Origin of the sequence: Pseudomonas laurentiana (genome assembly GCF_014648275.1) — a bacterium.
Classification (GTDB): domain Bacteria; phylum Pseudomonadota; class Gammaproteobacteria; order Pseudomonadales; family Pseudomonadaceae; genus Aquipseudomonas; species Aquipseudomonas laurentiana.
In genome coordinates this window covers 1-19,525 of record NZ_BMQU01000040.1, presented here as the reverse complement: position 1 = coordinate 19,525, position 19,525 = coordinate 1, and the positions used below count along the sequence as shown (strand labels likewise).

The following is a 19,525-nucleotide window of genomic DNA, read 5'->3' as shown; positions in this document are numbered from 1 at the left end:
GGCTGAGCATGGGCGAGGTTATCTCTGGCCAGCGACTGGAGCAGGGTGAATGACGACCATCGCCTACAAGGACGGCGTAATCGCCTACGACTCCCGAGTCACCCGAGGCGACCTCATCACCGACGATGATTGCGACAAGTGCATTGAGCGCGATGGCGTGAAGTTCTTCCTGACAGGCGCCGTCTGTGACTATGACGCTCTGGTGGGGGCCTATTTTGGCACATCCCCATCGGGGAAGGTCGACGCTTCTGCAATCGTCCTTCACGACGGCAATCTGATGATGGTTGCCGTAGACGACGATACCGGCCTGTGGAAGTCGCCACTCAAGGCAGACCGGCCGTACGCCATTGGCAGCGGAACGCCATACGCATTCGCTGCGATGGACATGGGCGCATCTGCCGAGAAGGCCGTCGAGATGGCGGCAAGGCGCGATACAAGCACTGGTGGCAAGGTCCGCACGCTTCGTATCGACCGAGATCAATAAGGATTCGACATGAGTACCAAGCAACCCGACTGGGAGGCGATCGAACGAGCCTACCGGGCCGGCGTGCTTTCCGTGCGAGAGATCGCAGCCGCCCACGAGGTTTCCCATACCGCCATCAACAAGCGCGCCAAGCGCGATGGCTGGGACCGAGACCTGAAGGCGAAGATCAAGGCCAAGGCCGATGCACTGGTTTCCAGGCGAGAGGTTTCCACAGAGGTTTCCAGCAAACAGGCGGAAACCGAAAGGGAGATCATCGAGCTCAATGCTGAGGTCATCGCCAACATCAGGATGGCGCACCGGGGTGATATTTCCCGGAGCCGCCGGCTGACAAACAAGCTGCTGGATGAGCTGGAATCGCTGACGGACGAGCAGGGCACCATCAAGGAGCTGATCGACCAGCTCAAGGATGGCGGCCACGAAGACGGCGAGGCGATGGCTGACGTGCTGGCTCTGGCCAAGAAGATGAGCGCGTTGCCTGCTCGCACCAAGACGATGAAGGAGCTAGCCGAAACGCTGAAGACGCTCGTCGCGCTGGAGCGCCAGGCCTATGACCTGGACGTCAAGCAAGGTGGCAGCGAGGAGGAGACCCTCTCCAAGCTTATGGATGAACTATCGAAGGATGCCTGACCATGAAGCCCGAGCACATGAAACTGCTCCGGGACCGGTTCTGGCGGCTGAACAACCTGTACTTCATCACGGACAAGCAGGGCAAGAAGGTCCGCTTCCGCATGACGCAGGAGCAGATCGACTACTTCCAGGGGATGCACACCCGCAACATCATTCTCAAGGCCAGGCAGCTGGGCTTCACGACCCTGGTCTGCATCGTCCAGCTGGATGCCGCGCTGTTTGAGGCTGCCAAGTGCGCCCTGATCGCCCACACACTGAACGACGCCAAGCGGCTATTCCGAGAGAAGGTCAAGTATGCGTATGACAACCTTCCCAAGGAGATACGCGCTGCTAACCCTGCTCGCAATGATGCTGCTGGTGAGCTTGTGTTCAGCAAGGGCGGGTCGCTGTATGTGTCCACCTCCTTCCGGGGCGGCACGCTGCGCTACCTGCACGTTTCCGAGTTCGGGAAGATCTGCGCCAAGTTCCCGCATAAGGCGCGGGAGATCGTCACCGGTGCGTTCGAGGCTGTGGCCGCTGAGTGTTTCGTCACCATCGAATCTACCGCTGAAGGCCGGGCCGGGTACTTCTTCGACTACAGCCAGTCTGCCGAGAAGCAGCAGCTGGCCGGCGTGCCCCTAGGCCTGTTGGACTGGAAGTTCTTCTTCTTCAGCTGGTGGCGGAACCCGCTCTACTGGCTTGACCCGACCGATGTAGTCATCCCGGACCGGCTGGCCAAGTACTTCGACGACCTGGCAGCAAAGCACGGGATCGCCACCAACCCAGGCCAGCGCGCCTGGTACAGCGCCAAGGAAAAGACCCTCGGCGACGACATGAAGCGGGAGTACCCGTCGATCCCTGCCGAGGCATTCCAGCAGACGATCGAGGGCGCGTACTACGCCAAGCAGTTCACCAAGCTCTACGCCGCCCAGCGCATTGGCAAGTTGCCCGACAACAGCCACCTGCCGGTGCACACCTTCTGGGACATCGGTGTGGGCGACTCCACGGCCATCTGGTTCGTCCGGATCGTCGGTGAGGAGTACCACGTTGTCGACTTCTACCAGAACAGCGGTGAAGGCCTACGGCACTACATGAAGGTGCTTAAGGACCGCGGCTACGAGTATGGCGAGCACTGGGGCCCCCACGACATCGACAACCGTGAGTTCGGTAGCGATGGCAAGACACGGCGTGAACTGGCTCGCGAGGGCTATGAGATCGACGGGCAGACCTATCGCATGACGTTCCAGGTAGTGCCAAAGCTTGGCGTCGACGAAGGCATCGAGCAGGCGCGCGAGATTCTGCCCAACTGCGCCTTTGACGAAGCCAAGTGCGAGGAAGGCATCACCGCCCTGGAAAGCTACCGCAAGGAGTGGGATGACAAGCGTGGGTGCTGGAAAGACAAACCCCTGCACGACTGGTCATCTCACCCGGCCGACGCCTTCCGCTACTTCGCCGTGGCCAAGACCAAGCGCTCCGTGGTCAAGCACGTTCCAATCTCGTTCACTTTCTGAGGCCACCCATGCCGAATTTCCTTCCCCGGGCAGAGTACTCGGAGGCCTTGCCCGGCTGGCAGCTGGTCAAGCGCTGCGTGGCGGGCGCCCGCGAGGTGCGCAGGCACGATATCTATCTTCCGATGCCTGACCCCGAGAACAGGTCTCCGGAGAACCTGGCGCGATACAAGCAGTACAAGAAGCGGGCGATGTTCTTGAACATCACCGGGCGCACGCGCACCGGCCTGCTGGGCGCTGTTTTCCGTAAGACTGCCGAGCTGGAGCTGCCAGGTGGTATCGAGTACCTGAAGGAGAACGCCAGCGGCGATGGCACCAGTCTTGAACAACTGTCCAAGGACTCCGTAGGGGAATGCCTGGACACTGGCCGGGGCGGCTTCCTTGTGGACTTCCCGGCGGTTGATGGCGTTTCCTCGATGGCCGACATGCAGGGGCGACGCGCCCTGATCCATCACTACGGCGCCGAGTCGATCATCGACTGGGACGAGCAGGTGATCGATGGCGTGAAGCGTCTGGTCTACGTTTGCCTACTGGAGTGCGTCTCGGAGTTCAGTGCCGAGAGTCTGGAGCGGACCACCAGCACACAGTACCGGGTGCTGCTGTTGATCGATGGACGTTACGTCCAGCGCGTTTACAGCGAAGACCGGACGCCCGTTACTGAAATCCAGCCGACCGACAAGTCAGGTCAGGCATTCGATCACATTCCGTTCAGTTTCTATGGATCGCAGAACAACGACGCCAGCATCGACCGTTCGCCACTCGAGGATCTGGCCGATGTGAACATCCTCCACTACGGCAACAGCGCCACGGTGGAGGAGAGCGGGTTTATAAGCTCGCAGCCAACGCTGTTCATCACGACGGACATCACCGCCGATGAGTTCGCCAAGCTGAACCCGAACGGCATGCACATCGGCTCGACCCGTGGTTACAACCTTGGCAAGTCGGGCACCGCGACCCTCGTTCAGGCGACCGAAAGCCAACTGGCTCGAACGCTGCTGAAGGACAAGGAAGAGCAGATGCTGATGATCGGCGCTCGCATCGTCCAGAAGGCGGGCGGCGCTGAGACGGCTGAAGCGGTACGGATCCGGTACAGCTCGGACAACAGCGTGCTCGGCACTATCGCGGGCAACGTTTCCGAGGCCCTGAAGCGGGCCATCCTGGACGCCCAGCGCTTCATGATTGGTGAGCCGGACGAAACCGGTACCGTCTTCTGGCTCAACCAGTCGTTCTTCGACGAAACCATGGCCGCGCAGGACATCCTGGCTCAGGTTCAGCTCTGGCAGCAGGGCTTCATTGCGAAGTCCGATGTACGAACGAACTTGCGTCAAGGCGGGGTACTCGAGGCCGACCGCGCAGACGAGCTGATCGACGAAGAGCTGGCACGCGAGCCACCAATAGGCGCCTGATATGAGCAACGACGGCTATCTGGCTGATGCAGCCACGCGGCACCAGGTGCACGTACAGCGTTACGCAGGCGGTAGCCTGAAGAAGCTGGCCAAGTTCATCACCAAGGCCATCAGCACTGCAAAGGCGCGTGTTGCCGATGGCCTGAGCTCCTACGGCAGCAAGCGCTACGAACGGCAGATACAGGCGCTTCAGGGCGATCTGGCAGAGATCTACGGCGAGATGAAGGGGCAGGCCGTTCTCGACCTGACCGAGTTCGGCGGCTACGAGGCCGAGTTCAACATGACGCTGCTTGGCAAGGTCGTGAAAGCGGTTGTTCAGCTCAACAGGCCGGTGCCCGAGCAGGTCGCCGCCGCTGCATTGGCTGAGCCGATGGACTTGGAAGTTGGCAAGAGGCGGCAGCGCATCAGCATTGCCGGCGCCCTGGATGAGTTCGGCACCAAGAAGTCGGCCGAGATCATCAGCCAGATTCGTGTCGGTTCTGCCCTGGGCGAGACCAATGACCAAATCGCCAAGCGCCTGACCCCGCTCGACATCAAGCAGAAGGATCAGGCTGCAGCACTGGTCAACACCATGACCAACCACATCGCCAGCACGGCGCGGGTGGAGGTGCTGAAGCAGAACGACGACATCCTCAAGGGGATGCGCCGCATTGCCACTCTGGACGGTCGGACAACGCTTTTCTGCATCAGCATCGACCAGACGATCATTCCGCTGGATGGAGTCAGGCCGCCATACCACTGGCGATGCCGGACCACGCTCATCCCTGTGCTGAAGGATGAGTACGCCCGGGATATTCCCGGATCAACGCGGCCATCGGTCGGCCCGGATGGCGTCGAGCAGGTGAGCAGTAAGACCAGCTACGGCGAATGGCTCGCGCGGCAACCTGCATCGTTCCAGAGCGATGTGCTCGGCCCGGCACGTTATGAGCTGTTCAGTAAGGGCGAGCTGCCCATTGACCGGTTTGTCGACGACGACGGCCGCACCTTGACCCTAAAGCAGCTGCGTGAGCGTGAGCCGATGGCTTTCGAGAGGGCCGGGCTATGACGCCACTAATGTTCATCCTACCGATATCACTGCTTTGGCCTGAGAGGACCAGCATGGGCGAGAAACCAGAAGCGCCACGCCTTCCGCCGCTGCCGGCATTCACCTTTGACCCATTGGAGTCAGCGATTGCCAATACCGCTTCATCGCTCAATGGCATGGAAGGGTTGGGTCGCCTGATCCTTGAGGCGCACCTGAAAGAGCTGTGCGCACTCCAGCTCGAAAAGCTGAAGTAGTCCGCGCCACAAAACACATCATCGCGCTTTCGTGGCGCGCCATTCATTGGAGAGCATCATGAGCGACAAAGACATCGAGCAGGAAATCCTGGCGAAGGGCAAGACTGCTGCCAGGATCACGCCCGCTGACGTACAGGCCAACATCGTCGGTGAGTACTACTTCACTGCATCTGAAGGCGTGCAAGCCTCCCTGCACAAGCAGGATGAACTGACGCGCCTCACTGGTGCGCACGGTGAGTTGGCTCTGCTCACCTTCTGCGTTTTGGTGCTCAAAAACGGGTTCACCGTGACTGGCGAGTCGGCATGTGCCAGCCCTGAGAACTTCGACGAAGAGATCGGTCGCAAGATTGCCCGGCAAAACGCTGAACAGAAAATCTGGCCGTTGATGGGCTATGAGCTGAAGCAGCGCCTGCACGACGCCAAGTGACCGCAACACGTTTTCGAAGCCCTGGCTGAGCCGGGGCTTTTTTGTATCCGCAGGCAGGGCCTGCCCAACGTCTCTGGGAGACAGCAATGACCTTGAAATTCCAACTGGACAGCCTCGAAGGCGTCGATGAAACCATCCAGGCCCTATACGTCGAGAAGGACGGTAAGTTCGTCCTTGGCATCGAAGGGCTGCCGCAGCCAGAAGACGTCACCGGTCTGAAGGCCAAGGTGGAAGAGCTCCTGGGTGAGAAGAAGGCGGCCGAGAAGGCTCGCCGCGAAGCCGAAGAAAAGGCGCGTGCCGAGGCCGAGGAGGCCGCTCGCAAGTCCGGCAACGTCGAAGAGCTCGAGAAGTCCTGGTCCGAGAAATACGCCCGCCGTGAAGCCGAGCTGACCGGCCAACTCGAAAGCACGAACAGCACCCTGCAAGGCCAGATCCGGGATCTGACCGTGGGTCGCACCGCGACCGAGATCGCCACCACCCTGGCTGTCCCGGGCAGCGCCAAGGCATTGCTTCCCCATATCGAACGCCGGCTGAGCGTCGAGCAGCGCGACGGCAAACCCACCGTCGTCGTACTGGACGCAGCCGGCAAGCTCTCGGCGGCAACGCTGGACGAGCTGAAAGCAGAATTTACCAACGATCCGGCCTTTGGCCCGCTCATCGCTGGCAGCAAGGCATCAGGCGGCGGGGCCGGTGGTGCTGGAAAGGGCGGCGGGGCCGCACTGAAACGATCCGAAATGTCCCCCGTGGCCAAGCGCGAATACATCCAGGCGCATGGGCAGGACGCTTTCCTCAAATTGCCAAAATAGGGAGTAGCCCATGGCGACCACCGTTAACTCGGACCTGATCATCTACAACGATCTGGCCCAAACCGCCTACCTGGAGCGCATCCAGGATGTCATCGACGTGTTCAACGCATCGTCGAATGGGGCCATCATCTTCGACAACGAGTTGATCGAGGGTGACCTGCGCAAGCGCTCGTTCTACAAGATCGGCGGCGCCATGGAGCACCGTGACGTCAACTCCAGCTCGACTGTGACCGGTAAGAAGATCGGTGCTGCCGAGATGGTCGGCGTGAAAGTGCCGTTCAAATACGGCCCGTACGAAACCACCGAGGAAGCGTTCAAGCGCCGCGCCCGCTCCCCGGAAGAGTTCTCCGAGCTGCTGGGCCAGGACTATGCCGATGCGGTGCTGGAAGGCTACGTGCAGTACGCCATGGCCGCGCTGATGGCATCCATCGGCTCCAACGCTGACATGGTGGCAGCGGCCAGCTTCGCGACTGACGGCAAAAGGGCCCTCACCAAGGGTATGCGCAAGTTCGGCGATCGATTCGGCCGCATTGCCCTGTGGACTATGGACTCGGCCACCTACTTCGATATGGTCGACCAGGCCATCACCGAGAAGATTTATGAAGAAGCGGGCGTCGTCATCTACGGCGGCCAGCCGGGCACTATGGGCAAGCCGGTACTGGTGGCTGACTCGATGCCTGCGGAAACCATCTTTGGCCTGCAGGCCGGCGCTGTAAAGGTCACCGAGTCCCAGGCCCCGGGCTTCCGCTCCTACAACATCGACAACCAGGAGAACTTGGCGATCGGCTTCCGCGCCGAGGGCACCTTCAACCTGGACCTCATGGGGTACAGCTGGAAGGACTCGACTGGCGGGGTCAACCCGAACCTGGCTGCGGTAGGCGCTGCTGCCAACTGGAACAAGTACGCCACCAGCAACAAGGCTACCGCCGGCGTCCTGATCGACCTGTCCGCGCCGTAATCGGCCCACTGCGAAGGCAGGTCGATCTGGCCTGCCCTGGAGACATTCCATGGAACTGATTTACACAACTCAGCGGAACGGCTTCGACCCGGGTAAGCGCTACCGCAATCCGATCCACTTTCAGTGCGCGGAGGATGGCGTCGCGAAAGTCGTCGTGATTGGCGACTGGCCGAAAGTGGTGGAGGCCTACGAAGAGGCAGGCGCCGAGGTGACCGTTGTCGAGATGCCGAAGCGCGTGGCTGTCGTTGAAGGCTCGGCCCCTTTGGTGTACGACCGCCTGGCCGCCGAATTGGCCTCAATCGGCGTGATCGTCGAGTCCTTCGTGGTTAAGGACCTGGCACGACCGGAGGGCGATCTGGGCGAAACGGCAGACCGTCTTTATGAAGTTCTGGAAGCGGTCAATGCCGGCATCGCCAGCCTGCAACGCGAGCGCGACGGAGAAGTGCAGAAAGTTGTCGGCCTCGAGCAGGATAAGGCGGAACTGCTGAAGCAGAACGAGGCCCTCAAGGCGGCAAACGCTGACCCTGAGATCGAAGCGCTGAAGGCCGCGCTGGACAAGGCCGGTGTCACCTACCGCTCGAACGCCTCGAAAGAGTCGCTGCAGAAGCTGGTCGACGAACTGCCGAAGGCGTAATCCCGGGGCTTCGGCCCCACTCATTCAAGCGGAGGCCTGATGGCTACCTACATCACTGTGGCCGACGTGGACTCGATCCTCGGGGCTGCCTGGGCGCCAGTTGAGTCGAAAGACGAGGCGGTGTTCGAGGCGAATGCCTATCTGACGGCGCTCAACCTGTCCGGCATCGACATGGACGACATCCCTGACGATGCGAAACAGGCCGGCGTCCGGCTGGCCAAGTGCGCGTCCCAGGGCAAGCTGTACCAGCAGCAGACCGAGGGATCGCTCGAGGCGAAGACCGTCAAGGCAGGCGCCGTGTCGACCAGCAAGACCTTCGGCTCCATCGACAAGACCAGCACCGCCGCCCAGCCGGCGTGCGTGCAGTTGGCACTGGCCCTGCTCACCCCGTGGCGCAGCAATCCATTCGCCTTCGCAGTTAAAAGGGGGTAGCTATGGGGCTGCGCGACGATATCCAGGCAGATCTGGCCGAAGCCTTTAACGAAGATCTTGCCGATGCTGTAGTGCCGTTCTCCGGTACCTACCTGGGCCCAGGCGTCTACGACCCTGTCACCGAGGAGACCACGGCTCAGCCGGTGACCTACTCAGGACGTGGTGTACTCGACGCCTACGACAGCAAGCGCATCGACAACGTCAACATCAAGGTCGGTGACGTGAAGCTGATTGCCCTTGTCAACGAAGTGACTGACAACCCCATGGTGGGCCACCAGATCACTGCACCGGACCTGGTGACTGGCGAGCAGGTGGCCTACCGCGTCGAGTCGGTCAATGCCGATCCGGCGCAGGCGCATATCGAGCTGCAGCTCAGGAGGTCGTGATGGTCGGCTGGTCACTTTCACCGACGGCGCTCATGGATCAGATTGAGAGCGACCTGACCAAGCAAACCCGCATCATTGCCATGGCCATACTTGGAGAAATTGTGCTTAGGTCTCCGATAGATAAAGGTAGGTTTCGCGCGAACACCATCGTGAGCATTGGCTCCCCCGTGTTTGCCACTATCGATAGAGTCGACAAAAGTGGAGGGGCGACAATTGCGGCTGGCCAATCGGCCCTAGAGGGGTTGAAGCCATACAGCTTGGTGTTCCTGCAAAACAACCTGGCTTATGCCGAGAGCCTAGAGAACGGCCACTCCAAGCAGGCACCAAGCGGAGTGTTTGGGCTTGCCTTAACTAGCGTAGCGGCAGCGTATGCATCATGACTTACGACGAGATCTATAGCGCAATAATCCTGCGCATGAGGGCTTTCACCGGAATCGAGCAGGACAGGATTTACTACCCAAACGCTCAGCTCCAGGCCAAAGACAAGGACACATCCGGAGCTTTCAAGCCTCCAGCGTCAGGTCTCTGGTGTCGGCTGAACATAGCCTACGCAACACCATTCATGGCCGGCATGGCCGACCGCCCGCATACGCGGAAGCCAGGCATGATCATCGTCCAGTGCTTTGCCAGAGAACAAACCGGCCTAAAAAGCCTGAATGCACTCGCGGACGCCCTAGAGGCGCACTTCTCGTATTGGAGTTATAGCGGGCTCGAATGCATCGAGACCGGCATTGTTGACGCTGACGAGTTCGAAGGCTTCCGCCAATACAACGTGAACGTCCGGTTTCGCGCCGGCTGACCCGAAACTCCATGACCCACCCGCCGCGAGCGGGTTTTTTTATGCCCGCAGAACGGAGATAACCCATGAGCAGCGGCGCCCAAGTCACAAGTTACATGATCACTGAACTCTCTCCGGGTGTAACCCCAACCACCGGCGCCTGGGATACCTTGCGCCTGACCGGTAACACCCTGTCGCCGACCGTGAACACTCAGGTTAGCGATGAGATCACCGATTCCCGCATCAGCCAGGGCTCGGTCGTGTCCAGTGCCGATATTCAAGGCGATCTGGTTGGCGAGCTGTCCTACGGCACCTTCGATAAGCTTCTGGAATCTGCCTTCTACGGAACCTGGACCGGTGACGTCCTGACTGTGGGTAGCACCCGGCGCACCTTCACCGTCGCGAAGAACTTCAATGACGTCAGCGTGTACACCTTGTTCCGCGGTATGCACGTTTCGGTCTTCGCTCTGGATATCCCGTCCGACGGCAAGATCACCGCCACCTTCACCATGGCCGGCCTGGACTACGCCGATGGCGACACCAATACCGTAGCGGATATCAATCCGCCGACCACTACGCCGCTCATGAGCAATTTGAACATTGGTAGCATCTCGGTCGACGGGCAGAGCCTGGAAGGTGTGGCGTGCGTTTCGGCGCTGACCGTAAATCTGGACAACAGCCTTCAGGCTCAGCGCTGCATTGGCAGCGGAAAACTAGGCCCAGGCGCGCAGATCGCGACCGAGGCAGCTATCACCGGCACTATCACCCTGGCCTGGTCGAATCGCGCCTGGCAGATCTGGAAGAACACCTTCACCCGCAAGACCATTGAGGTGGAGTTCCCGATCACTGACAGCCTGGGCAACCGCTATGACCTGTCGTTCCCGGCCCTGGAAGTCGACGGCGACCTGCCAAATGGCGGCAAGCGCGACCTGATTGAAGTCACCTTGAACTGGACCGTATCCAAACAGGCACCAACCATCACCCGAGTTCCATTTATACCCGTCTCCAGCGTTTCGGTAACCCCGACCACTGCCTCGATTGCCGTAGCAGCGACCCGCCAGTTGGCCGCTTCAGCACTGCCATCTGGCGCAGCCCAAAACGTCACCTGGAGCAGCTCGGCGCCGTCGATCGCCACGGTCAGCGCATCTGGCCTGGTCACCGGCGTGGCCGCCGGCTCGGCTGTAATCACCGCGACCAGCGTGTCGGATCCGACTAAGACCGCGACCTCGGCGATCACCGTCACCGCGTAATTTGCATCACCTTTGGTCGCCCCTGGATAACGCCGCCCGGGGCGGCCCTTTTACGGCGTGGAGTGAGGAGGACTCATGGCTCTCAAGCTGAAAGTGACCAATACCACCAAGAGCGCGGAGGCGCGCTGGGAAGACTACGACGCAGACACCAAGGTCCTGCTGATGCCCCTGGACAACGAGCAGTACCAGGTTGCCCTTGAGCGTATGCGCCGCCGCTTGGCGCGAAATGACGCTCAGTTCGGCGAAGGGAGCGTGGGCGTGATCGAGGGGGAGAAGACCGAGCACGACAACCACTGCATGCTGCTGGCTCAGTTCATCGTTCGTGATTGGCAAGGTGCTCAGGACGAAAAAGGCAAACCGATCGGCTACAGCGAAACTGTTGGCGCAGATATGTTGCGCGGTGATATCGACTTCTTCCTGTTCGCCATCAAGCGAGCTGCCGCCATTGCAGCTGACAACAAGAAGGAACTGGACGAAATCCGGGGAAAGCAGTCGACCGCTTCCAGTGGGAGCGAAGCTGGGGCCAGCGAACAGCAAAGCGAAGCCTGATCTACGAGAAGCTGCGCATTGCTGTGCCGGATGAGCCGGAACTGGATGTGATCACCGGTAGCCTACTGAACGCGTTCCGCAACGCGGCGCGCGGCCGGCGCTACCTGGTGGGCGCCGCCGCAGTGCATCCGCTGAGGCTGTCGGTTAGGGAGATCACCGACTGGCTTGAGGCCCACCCGCTGCCCTTACCGCGCCAGTTAGTTGACGAGGTGATGTTCGCCCTGGATGAGTTGGCACTTGAGGAGGGCGATGACTAATGATGGCGCCATGAAAAAGCCCGCGATTGGCGGGCTTGGGTTACTCAGATTCCTTCTTGTGAGCAGCGATGCGCTCTTCTAGAGCGGCTTTGAACTTCGGGTCTCCGTCACCCAGCTTTTTTCTCGCGTACTCAAGGAAGTAAAGGACTAGCTCCTCTACGGATCGCCCCGTCTCGTCAGCCAGCTTTTGCAGATCATCCGCCTGATCCTGGGTGAACGAAATGCTTAGCTCCTTAGTGGAGCTTGCTAGCTCTGGCACCAGATCATAAGCATCCACGCCTAGCACATGACCCAGGCGCATAGCGCTCCGCAGGCGTGGCACGGCTTTTCCGCTCTCGTATCGGTTGATCTGAGGGACGCTGATTCCGCTTTTTTCTGCCAGCTCCTTTTGGGACATCCCGGCCTTTGATCTCGCCCAGAGCAACCTCTCGGCAAAAGCTTTCTTGTCGGTCATCAGGGCTCCATATCGTTGGTTCGATACGAAATGGTAACAGATATAAAAAGATATAAAGAGATGCGGTTGACAAGAGATAGGTAGAGCTGTAAAAAGATATCAAAGGATATGTAGAGAGGTGGAAGGCTGTGAAAGAGAAGAAAGCGAAGGTGCTAATCAGCATCCCGGAAAGCGTAAAGGCATGGCTGGACAAAGCTTCCGGCGGTAACGACAGGACCGTGAGCGGCGAGATCACCAATCGCCTGAAGAAGATGATGGAAGAGGAGCGGCAGGATGAGCAAAAACAGCGGGCATGAAAAAGCCCCAAGCGTTGCAGCGCTTAGGGCTTCGGGAAACGAGATCAACTTCGGAGAAGAAATCGTCATGGCCAATACTACCACAGTGGTTGACATGCGCAAATTCGTAGAGGCTCGTGATGGTCGGGCTTTTACCACGAGCCAACAGGTCGCCAACGCCTTTGGAAAGCAGCATCACCACGTAATGCAAAAGCTGGATGCGCTTGAGTGCTCTGATCAATTTTTAACCCGCAACTTTTCGCGGGTTCAATTTGAGCACCGCGGAAACCAGTACGAAGCCGTTGAAATGACCAAGGATGGATTTGTATTTCTGGTGATGGGCTTCACCGGCGCGAAGGCCGCAGCCATCAAAGAAGGCTACATTCATGCCTTCAACGTTATGGCTGAGAGGCTGAACATCAAGCCTGATGTCCTGGTAGGTGACCTTGTCGGTGCGGTTATCGGCAGCAGCGGGGAGGTGGTACTGGATCGAGTTATCGACCAGAAGGCAGCTGCCCTGCCTGTCGCGCTTCGTCGTAGCTTTAAACACACGATCAAAAGCCGCCTCCGCACGCGCTTCAACGTTCAGAAGACCGCGCTGATCCCAGCGGAGGAGTTGGCCAACGCCTGCAACTTCGTCGCAGCTTACGTCTTCGATGGTGAGCTGCTGCCGAAGCGTGAACAGGTCCAGATCGTCGGCGAGCCTTTCAAACGCTACTTGTTGGCTTTCAACCACAAGGGCGAGCAAAGCGTTGAGGAGATATCTGAAGGTGCTTTCATTCTATCCAAGCGCGAGCTGATGGAGGGAATGGTTGCTACCCCTGGCGATATTCCTGTCTCGATTCCCGAAATGTTCCAGTTTTTAATGGCAGCTGTCGTGAACCTGAAAAGCAGGTACGAGTACATGGCGCAGAGGTCTGGAAAATGAGCATGGAATTGCTAACCCTGAGCATCAAGGGCACATCGCCCTTGATGATGCACTCCGACAAGCTTGCAAACCCTCTGCACCCGGCGACGAAGGCGCACCGAGAACTGACCAGCAAACGCAAAAAAGTCGATGATGATCATGTCGCCATCGCGAAGTCCGAGTTCATCGCGGGCGTCTACTTTGACGAGCGATCGGGAATTCACGTTCCAGGCGCTAACTTCGATGCCACCTTCCTGGCCGGCGCCAAGCTGCAGAAGCTGGGAACCCACTGGAAGCGTGGCGCCCTTGTGATGACAGACCGGGCATCGCTGGAATTCGATGGGCCTAGCACTCCAGAAGCGCTCTGGGAGGATCAGCGTTTCGTCGACTGCCGTGGCGTAAAGGTTGGTCAGGCCAAGATCATGCGGTACCGGCCGATCTTCCTCGACTGGGCCTGCCAGCTTGAGGTGGCTATCAACACCGATGTGCTGGATCTGCAGGAGGTCAAGAAGGCCATCGAAGACTCTGGCAAGCTGATTGGCGTCTGCGAGTACCGTCCACGCTTCGGTCGCTTCGAGGTGGCTTATGTCTGAGGTCACTAAATACCCAGGCCACAAGCAGGCGGTCGAGGACTTCCTCAAGGAGTTCAAGTATGGCGACCTTGTAGGGCACGACTGGCTTGAGGCGCGCTTCGGTATGCCGTCCATGGGCGACTCCAAGTCGCTAACGGTTGAACAGTTCCGCGACCGGCAGTTTGAATGGCTGGCAAACGTCGAGGCATTCAAGGCTGAGCTGCTGCGCGATCACCAGGTGTGCTTGCAGTCGGTTCGTGGTCGCGGCTACCGCTGGGTGCCACCGCATGAGCAGACCGGCGTGGCCATGGAGGAGCTAGGGCGCAACGTTCGGAAGGTGTTCCGCAGCACCGGGCAGAAGCTGAGAAATCTGCGCATCACCGAACTGACCGACGATCAGCGGCGGGATAACCTGGATCAAGTGGCCAAGTTCTCGGCGTTGCGGGGAATGGCAACCAAGGCCTTGCGCTGAGTAGCGTCATGCCCTTTCTATGAGAGGGCATTGCGGTGCGAAAGCATCATGATGTCGAGCTGCGGCTAGCCTGGGTTAGGCGAGGCAAGGTCAGGTCCGGCATGGTTCGGCAAGGGCTGAAAACAGCGTAATGTCTCTTCGACGAGGAGGCATTGCGGTGCAACAGCATCACGAGGTACGGCTGGGTATTCCCCGGTTTGGCAAGTTAGGTTGTGGTTAGCTCTGGGCTGAAAACAGCGTAATGCTCCTTCCCTGAGGGAGCATTGCGGTGGCGTAAGCTGCCAATTGAGCTGGGGCGTGACAAGGCGTGCTGTGGCTGGTCATGGCATGGTTTGGTTTGACATGGGCCGTAAACGGCATCGAGAGGGCACCTTCGGGTGCCTTTTCCTTCTCTCATAAATCCGCAATCGCGTTGGTGCTTTTTGTCTCTAGTGTTAAATTGCCGCGTACTAACACGGAGGTAGCCTGATGCAGCTTGCGATTCTTCTTGTCCTAATACTCATCGCGATTTTGATCGCCCCTTGGCTGATAGGTGTGATCGTGGCGCTGGCTGCGCTTTACGGCACATGGGTTGTCATGAGCGCCATTGCTGTGGGTGTGGTAGTTATCGTTGGCACGATAGTGGTGCTTGCGATTGAGAAATTTCGGGAAAAGACAAGAGTTAGAGCTATCGACCTACAGATTGCTGAGGTGAATCGCGCTCATCGAGAGAGAATGGACTCTGCACCAGTTGAAGCGCCAATCAATGAAAAGGCGGCCAATAAGGCCGTGCGAACCAAGCTTTGCACTAGCTGCGAAGGGGATGTCCCAATTGGGAGCTTGTATTGCCCATGTTGCGGAAAACAGGTTCCTGCAAGAAAGATGTAGGCCTTTCTAATTAAATGAACAGAAACCCGCCCCGAGCGGGTTTTTTTGTGCCCGGAGAAAATATGGCCCTGACCTCTCGCTTAGTCATTGAGCTCGACGCCCGTAGCGCAGAACAAAAGGCTGCAGATATGCGTAGAGCTCTTGAAGGCCTGAACAACGCCGGGCTTCGAACTGCTCCGTCGATGGGTAGAGCGGCTGGCGCAATATCTGGTGCCGGGCAGGATGCTCAATCTTCCGCAGTCCAGATGCAGAGCCTGGAGCGCCAAGTAAAGTCGCTTGCCTCGGCTGCATCAGGGCTGGCCGGGCCGCTTGCGGCAGCCTTCAGCGTGAAGGCGTTTTATGATGCGTCTGAGGCGTTCAGCACTCTGACCAACCGGCTCCGACTGGTCACCGACGGGTCTGTACAGTTGGCAGAGGCGCAGAAGTCTATCTTCGCTATTGCGCAAGAAGCGCGGCAGCCGTTGAGCGCGACAGCCGAATTATTTCAGAGAATTGCGACCAACCAGGCCGAGCTGAACCTGACCGGCAAGGGTGTGGCGGGTATTGTTGGAACGATCAGCAAAACCCTCGCAATCTCTGGTACTTCGGCTCAAGCCGCCGATGCCGCTCTCGTCCAGCTTGGCCAGGCATTCGCATCGGGCACGCTTCGCGGCGAAGAATTGAACTCTGTGCTTGAGCAGGCGCCGGCGCTTGCCCAGGCTATTGCCAAGGGAATGGGCAAGACGGTTGGCGAACTGAGGAGCCTTGGTGCAGAAGGGGCTTTGACTGCTGACGCTGTGGTGAAGGCGCTCCAGGCCCAGGCCAATGCAGTAGATGACCAGTTCTCGAAAATTGTGCCAACCATCGGCAGCAGTCTGACGGCGCTTGGAAACTCCTTCACTGGCTTCGTTGGTGAGCTCGATCAGGCGATTGGAACAACCGGCGCATTCGCCAAGCAGATCCTGGCCCTTTCGAGTGCTATCGATGGCGGCCTCCCGAAGGCGCTTGCCTCTGTACAGGAAAACTCCTCTGCGCTTGAGCAGATGATGATGACGGGCCTGTACGCCGCCCTTGCCAGGGTTGCTGGTGGCTTTGCTCAGCAGGGTGCGGAAGCTGTTTATGCCGCCAACTCGACCAGGGTGGCAAACAAAGAGACTGCGCTCTCTGCCAAGCTGGATCTTGAGGCTGCCCAAGCGAAGCAAGCAGATGCCAAGGCTTCAGTGGACAGGGCGAATGCTCAAATCGCCTCGGCTCAGCGCCAGGTGGTTGCCGAGCGCGAGGTTCTCGGCGCTGAGCTCAATCGAATAACTGCAGTACAGGCCTCTCTGGTTGCTGAGCGAGAGCTTGAGGCCCAAAGGCTTCGCGCGCAGATTTCTGAGAAGGGGCGCGCATCTTCGGTAGCTCGCCTTGCTGAGCTGAGCCAAGCGCACGCCGCAATAACTGCCCAGGTTGCTACTGCTGAGCGGACCCTGGCTGCAACGACAGTTGCTTCCTCTGCGCAGATTGAGGCTGCTTATGCTGCTAGGACGGCAGCAGTTCTGGCATACGGAGAGACGACTGCCGTAGTGAATGCGGCAACCGTGGCTTCGACAAAGGCTGCAGAGGCAGCGAGCCTTACTTCCAGAGCTCTGACAGGGCTTACCGCTGCTGGATCTGGCTTGCTTAGCATGATGGGCGGGCCTCTGGGGCTTCTGTTCATAACGGGCGCCGTTGCTGCGTCGTTCGTTGATTTCCGCAGCAGTAGCGACAAGGCAAAGGAAGGCCTTGAGCAGCTGAAAGGGCCAATGGATGAAGTGATTGCTCGCTTCAAGGCCATGACCCAGGAGCAACGGGCTGGCGCCCTGGTACGGTGGGGCGAGGCTCAGGCAGAAGCGGTCAAGGCTGCCAGATCTGAGCTTGATTCCCTTCAGGCCACCCTGAAGAAGGGCGTGCTTGGTTCTGACTCGCTATCGCTTCCGGCTCGGATAGCTGGATCGAGCAATCAGGCGGTCATTGATCGGGCAAAGGCTTTCAAAAATCTCAGTGATCGGATTGAGGAGGCAGCCAAAAGCGGTGAGTCCATTGTCCCAATACTTGAGGATGTGGCAAAGATTCCAGGGGTGCCGGAGAGCCTTGTCAACGACCTGAAAAAGGCTGGTGAAACTTGGTCGACTCAGAACGAAATCAAGAAGGAATCAGAAAAACGGATTGCTGCCTTGAACGCCGAGTACGCTAAGGCTCCCGAGGTTGTAGGTAGTACGACTACAGCTGTTTCCGGCCTTACTGCGGCAGGGAAAACGTACCTGGACGGCATTCAGAAGCAACTGGCCAAGCTCCAAGACAACAACGACGCGGTCAAGGAAGCCAACCGGTACATTGCCGAGCACGCCGATCTGACCGAGGCCGACAAGGCCGCAATTCTCTCGGCTGCAAGCGCGAAGAAAGCCCAGGAGCAGGCAAACAAGGATGCTGCAAAAGCCATTCGCGACTCCAACAAGGCATACACCGAAAGCGCCGGAAACAAGGCACTTGACGATGCGCGCAAGCAGTACGCCGTTCTGGTAGAGCAGAAGTCACTTATCACCGCTCAGGTCGGCGAGTCGAACAAACTTGGCACTGCTGCCAGAGAGCTCATCAAGTGGGAGCAAGAGCTCGCTGACATCAAGGGCAAGAAAACGCTTACAGCGGATCAAAAGTCACTGCTGGCAAGCCAGGAGCTGATTACCGCGCAACTGAAGCGGAATGCGGCCCTTGAGAAGGAGAACGAACTCACCACGGTCAGGCTAGAGAACGAAGCCAAGCTGCGAGCCTTTACGGAGAGCCTGAAGTCTGAGACCGACCTTTCGCGCCAGGGCCAGGCGACTGAATTGGCGGGCGCTGGGCAAAGCGACAGGGCGCGGAAGCGGCTCCAGGATGATCTGAAAATACAGCAGGATTATCAGAAGAAGCTGGAGAAGCTGACCTACGACTACAACAAGATCAAGAATCCAACCGCCGAAGACACCGACCTGTACAAGGGCGAGACTGAGGCCCTGCGAGCCGCCCTGGCCACGCGCATGGTCGACCAGCAGAACTACTACGCCGCGCAGGATGCAATGCGCGGGCAGTGGCTTACTGGCGTGTCGGAGTCGTGGCAAAACTACGTTGATATTGCCACGAACTACAACGAGCAAGCCCGTGCGGCGACCGAGTCGATTCTGGGTGACACCACGTCGTCGATCTCGGGAAGCATCCAAGGGATTATCAAAGGCACGGAAAGCCTGGGCGATGCCTTCGGCAACGTGGCCGGAACCATTGCCAATTCCATGCTGACGGCGTTCGCGGATATCACGGCGCGGTTCCTGGTTATGCAAGCCCTCAAGCTTGCAGGGATTCAGACTGAGGCAACGCAGACAGTTGCGGCGGAGGGAGTCAAGACAACGGCCAAGCTGACGACTGACGCAGTCACAACTACAAGTAGTCTCGCCTCGATTGGCACCGTACTGACTGCAAACTTGGCCGCAGCAGCTGAAACGCTTGCTTCGTGGGCGCCGGCCGCACTCGTGGCTTCCATCGGTTCGTTTGGTGCTGCAGCCGTGGTGGGAGGCACTGCTCTGGTTGCTGCCTATGCGCTGCTCAAGGGCTTTTCCGAGGGTGGCTACACCGGCGCCGGCGGCAAGTACGAGCCAGCCGGGATCGTCCACAAGGGCGAAGTAGTCTGGTCGCAGGCGGATATCCAGCGTTTCGGCGGCGTTGCTGCGGTCGAGAGCTTGCGCACTGGCAATGTAACGCCGATCAATTCGGCGCGCTCATCTTCATCTGGTGGCAATTCAGGATCTTCCGGTCGCTCGGCTGGTGGCGGTAACCGCCTAAGCGTACCTATCCAGGTAATGGTTCAGGCACAGCCAGGAATGAGTGACGCTGAAGCGCGGCGCCAAGGCCAGCAAGCTGGCGAAGGTGTTCGTGACATCGTTCGGCAGGTCATACAGGACGAGCAGCGCCCAGGCGGCATGCTTGCATAAGGAAAACCATGGATACGCTACCCGATATTGGCAGAAACCCTGATTACGGGCTGACTGCGGCAGGCACCTTTGCGCGGGATGTAGCGAGCTTTGGCGACAGCTATGAGTTGCGCCGGGCATCTGGCCTGCAATCATTCCGGCGCAGTTGGTCAGTCAAGTGGTCGCTCCTAACGGAAGCGCAGCGGGATACCCTGCGCAACTTCCTTAACGCCAGACTTGGCGTATCTGCCTTCCAGTGCACGATTCCGAGCGAAGGCGTG

Annotated in this window: 25 protein-coding genes; 24 read left to right on the top strand and 1 reads right to left on the bottom strand. The window is 59.1% G+C overall.

From position 1 onward, the window contains the following. Positions 1 to 49: 49 nt before the first annotated feature. The 17 genes from IE038_RS23180 to IE038_RS23100 all read left to right on the top strand — a co-directional run bounded on the left by IE038_RS23180 (position 50) and on the right by IE038_RS23100 (position 11,759). Positions 50 to 484 (top strand): Ntn hydrolase family protein, encoded by a 435-nt coding sequence (locus IE038_RS23180; RefSeq protein ID WP_023661589.1) that lies wholly within the window; start codon positions 50 to 52, stop codon positions 482 to 484. Positions 485 to 493: 9 nt separating this feature from the next. Next, on the top strand, positions 494 to 1,111 hold the full coding sequence (locus IE038_RS23175; RefSeq protein WP_189396370.1) for a hypothetical protein: 618 nt from the start codon (positions 494 to 496) through the stop codon (positions 1,109 to 1,111). Positions 1,112 to 1,113: 2 nt separating this feature from the next. Continuing rightward, a complete protein-coding gene (locus tag IE038_RS23170; RefSeq protein ID WP_189396369.1) occupies positions 1,114 to 2,601 on the top strand; it encodes a terminase large subunit in 1,488 nt (495 codons plus the stop codon). An 8-nt stretch (positions 2,602 to 2,609) separates the two neighbouring features. Continuing rightward, positions 2,610 to 4,004, top strand: coding sequence for a DUF4055 domain-containing protein (locus IE038_RS23165; protein WP_189396368.1), 1,395 nt, complete (start codon positions 2,610 to 2,612; stop codon positions 4,002 to 4,004). Between the two features lies 1 nt (position 4,005). Beyond that, positions 4,006 to 5,049 carry a structural protein gene (locus IE038_RS23160; RefSeq protein WP_189396367.1) on the top strand — a complete coding sequence of 348 codons (1,044 nt, stop codon included), beginning with the start codon at positions 4,006 to 4,008 and terminating at the stop codon, positions 5,047 to 5,049. Between the two features lie 53 nt (positions 5,050 to 5,102). Then, entirely contained in the window at positions 5,103 to 5,282 is a 180-nt protein-coding gene (locus IE038_RS23155) for a hypothetical protein (protein ID WP_163939924.1), read from the top strand. A gap of 58 nt (positions 5,283 to 5,340) precedes the next feature. Continuing rightward, the gene (locus tag IE038_RS23150) at positions 5,341 to 5,709 is read left to right on the top strand and encodes a Gp49 family protein (protein ID WP_189396366.1); all 369 of its coding nucleotides are present in this window, start codon (positions 5,341 to 5,343) and stop codon (positions 5,707 to 5,709) included. Between the two features lie 86 nt (positions 5,710 to 5,795). After that, complete coding sequence (locus IE038_RS23145; protein WP_189396365.1) at positions 5,796 to 6,515, top strand: hypothetical protein; 720 nt, start codon at positions 5,796 to 5,798, stop codon at positions 6,513 to 6,515. A 10-nt stretch (positions 6,516 to 6,525) separates the two neighbouring features. Then, on the top strand, positions 6,526 to 7,473 hold the full coding sequence (locus IE038_RS23140) for a major capsid protein (protein ID WP_189396364.1): 948 nt from the start codon (positions 6,526 to 6,528) through the stop codon (positions 7,471 to 7,473). Between the two features lie 49 nt (positions 7,474 to 7,522). Beyond that, a complete protein-coding gene (locus IE038_RS23135) occupies positions 7,523 to 8,107 on the top strand; it encodes a hypothetical protein (RefSeq protein WP_189396363.1) in 585 nt (194 codons plus the stop codon). A gap of 39 nt (positions 8,108 to 8,146) precedes the next feature. Further along, positions 8,147 to 8,539, top strand: a complete 393-nt coding sequence (locus IE038_RS23130; protein ID WP_189396362.1) for a protein singed — start codon at positions 8,147 to 8,149, stop codon at positions 8,537 to 8,539. Between the two features lie 2 nt (positions 8,540 to 8,541). Beyond that, the gene (locus IE038_RS23125) at positions 8,542 to 8,925 is read left to right on the top strand and encodes a glutamate 5-kinase (protein WP_189396361.1); all 384 of its coding nucleotides are present in this window, start codon (positions 8,542 to 8,544) and stop codon (positions 8,923 to 8,925) included. Next, positions 8,925 to 9,305 carry an HK97 gp10 family phage protein gene (locus IE038_RS23120; protein ID WP_189396360.1) on the top strand — a complete coding sequence of 127 codons (381 nt, stop codon included), beginning with the start codon at positions 8,925 to 8,927 and terminating at the stop codon, positions 9,303 to 9,305. Before IE038_RS23125 ends, IE038_RS23120 begins: the two co-directional genes overlap by 1 nt. Then, on the top strand, positions 9,302 to 9,724 hold the full coding sequence (locus IE038_RS23115; protein ID WP_189396359.1) for a hypothetical protein: 423 nt from the start codon (positions 9,302 to 9,304) through the stop codon (positions 9,722 to 9,724). Before IE038_RS23120 ends, IE038_RS23115 begins: the two co-directional genes overlap by 4 nt. Before the next feature lie 65 nt (positions 9,725 to 9,789). Continuing rightward, the gene (locus tag IE038_RS23110; protein WP_189396358.1) at positions 9,790 to 10,953 is read left to right on the top strand and encodes a phage tail tube protein; all 1,164 of its coding nucleotides are present in this window, start codon (positions 9,790 to 9,792) and stop codon (positions 10,951 to 10,953) included. Between the two features lie 75 nt (positions 10,954 to 11,028). Continuing rightward, a complete protein-coding gene (locus IE038_RS23105) occupies positions 11,029 to 11,502 on the top strand; it encodes a phage-derived protein YdaY family protein (RefSeq protein ID WP_163939109.1) in 474 nt (157 codons plus the stop codon). Between the two features lie 47 nt (positions 11,503 to 11,549). Continuing rightward, positions 11,550 to 11,759 (top strand): hypothetical protein, encoded by a 210-nt coding sequence (locus IE038_RS23100; protein WP_163939114.1) that lies wholly within the window; start codon positions 11,550 to 11,552, stop codon positions 11,757 to 11,759. Positions 11,760 to 11,799: 40 nt separating this feature from the next. On the opposite strand, the gene IE038_RS23095 is transcribed toward IE038_RS23100, so the two are convergent. Beyond that, complete coding sequence (locus IE038_RS23095) at positions 11,800 to 12,213, bottom strand: helix-turn-helix domain-containing protein (RefSeq protein ID WP_163939111.1); 414 nt, start codon at positions 12,211 to 12,213, stop codon at positions 11,800 to 11,802. Positions 12,214 to 12,341: 128 nt separating this feature from the next. Here IE038_RS23095 and IE038_RS23090 point away from each other — a divergent pair, with 128 nt between their 5' ends. From IE038_RS23090 to IE038_RS23060, 7 genes are all read left to right on the top strand, one after another. Further along, positions 12,342 to 12,509, top strand: a complete 168-nt coding sequence (locus IE038_RS23090) for a hypothetical protein (protein WP_167524129.1) — start codon at positions 12,342 to 12,344, stop codon at positions 12,507 to 12,509. Beyond that, complete coding sequence (locus IE038_RS23085) at positions 12,487 to 13,416, top strand: Rha family transcriptional regulator (RefSeq protein WP_229775726.1); 930 nt, start codon at positions 12,487 to 12,489, stop codon at positions 13,414 to 13,416. The genes IE038_RS23090 and IE038_RS23085 overlap by 23 nt, the downstream gene beginning before the upstream one ends. Beyond that, positions 13,413 to 13,988: a hypothetical protein gene (locus tag IE038_RS23080; RefSeq protein WP_163939112.1), complete on the top strand. Its 576-nt coding sequence runs from the start codon at positions 13,413 to 13,415 to the stop codon at positions 13,986 to 13,988. The genes IE038_RS23085 and IE038_RS23080 overlap by 4 nt, the downstream gene beginning before the upstream one ends. Continuing rightward, complete coding sequence (locus tag IE038_RS23075; RefSeq protein ID WP_189396357.1) at positions 13,981 to 14,439, top strand: hypothetical protein; 459 nt, start codon at positions 13,981 to 13,983, stop codon at positions 14,437 to 14,439. The genes IE038_RS23080 and IE038_RS23075 overlap by 8 nt, the downstream gene beginning before the upstream one ends. A gap of 468 nt (positions 14,440 to 14,907) precedes the next feature. Further along, complete coding sequence (locus IE038_RS23070; RefSeq protein WP_189396356.1) at positions 14,908 to 15,306, top strand: hypothetical protein; 399 nt, start codon at positions 14,908 to 14,910, stop codon at positions 15,304 to 15,306. A gap of 62 nt (positions 15,307 to 15,368) precedes the next feature. Then, positions 15,369 to 19,265 (top strand): tape measure protein, encoded by a 3,897-nt coding sequence (locus IE038_RS23065; RefSeq protein WP_189396355.1) that lies wholly within the window; start codon positions 15,369 to 15,371, stop codon positions 19,263 to 19,265. Between the two features lie 8 nt (positions 19,266 to 19,273). Next, positions 19,274 to 19,525 (top strand): phage tail protein (locus IE038_RS23060; protein ID WP_189396354.1); only part of this gene is annotated, 252 nt, incomplete at its 3' end.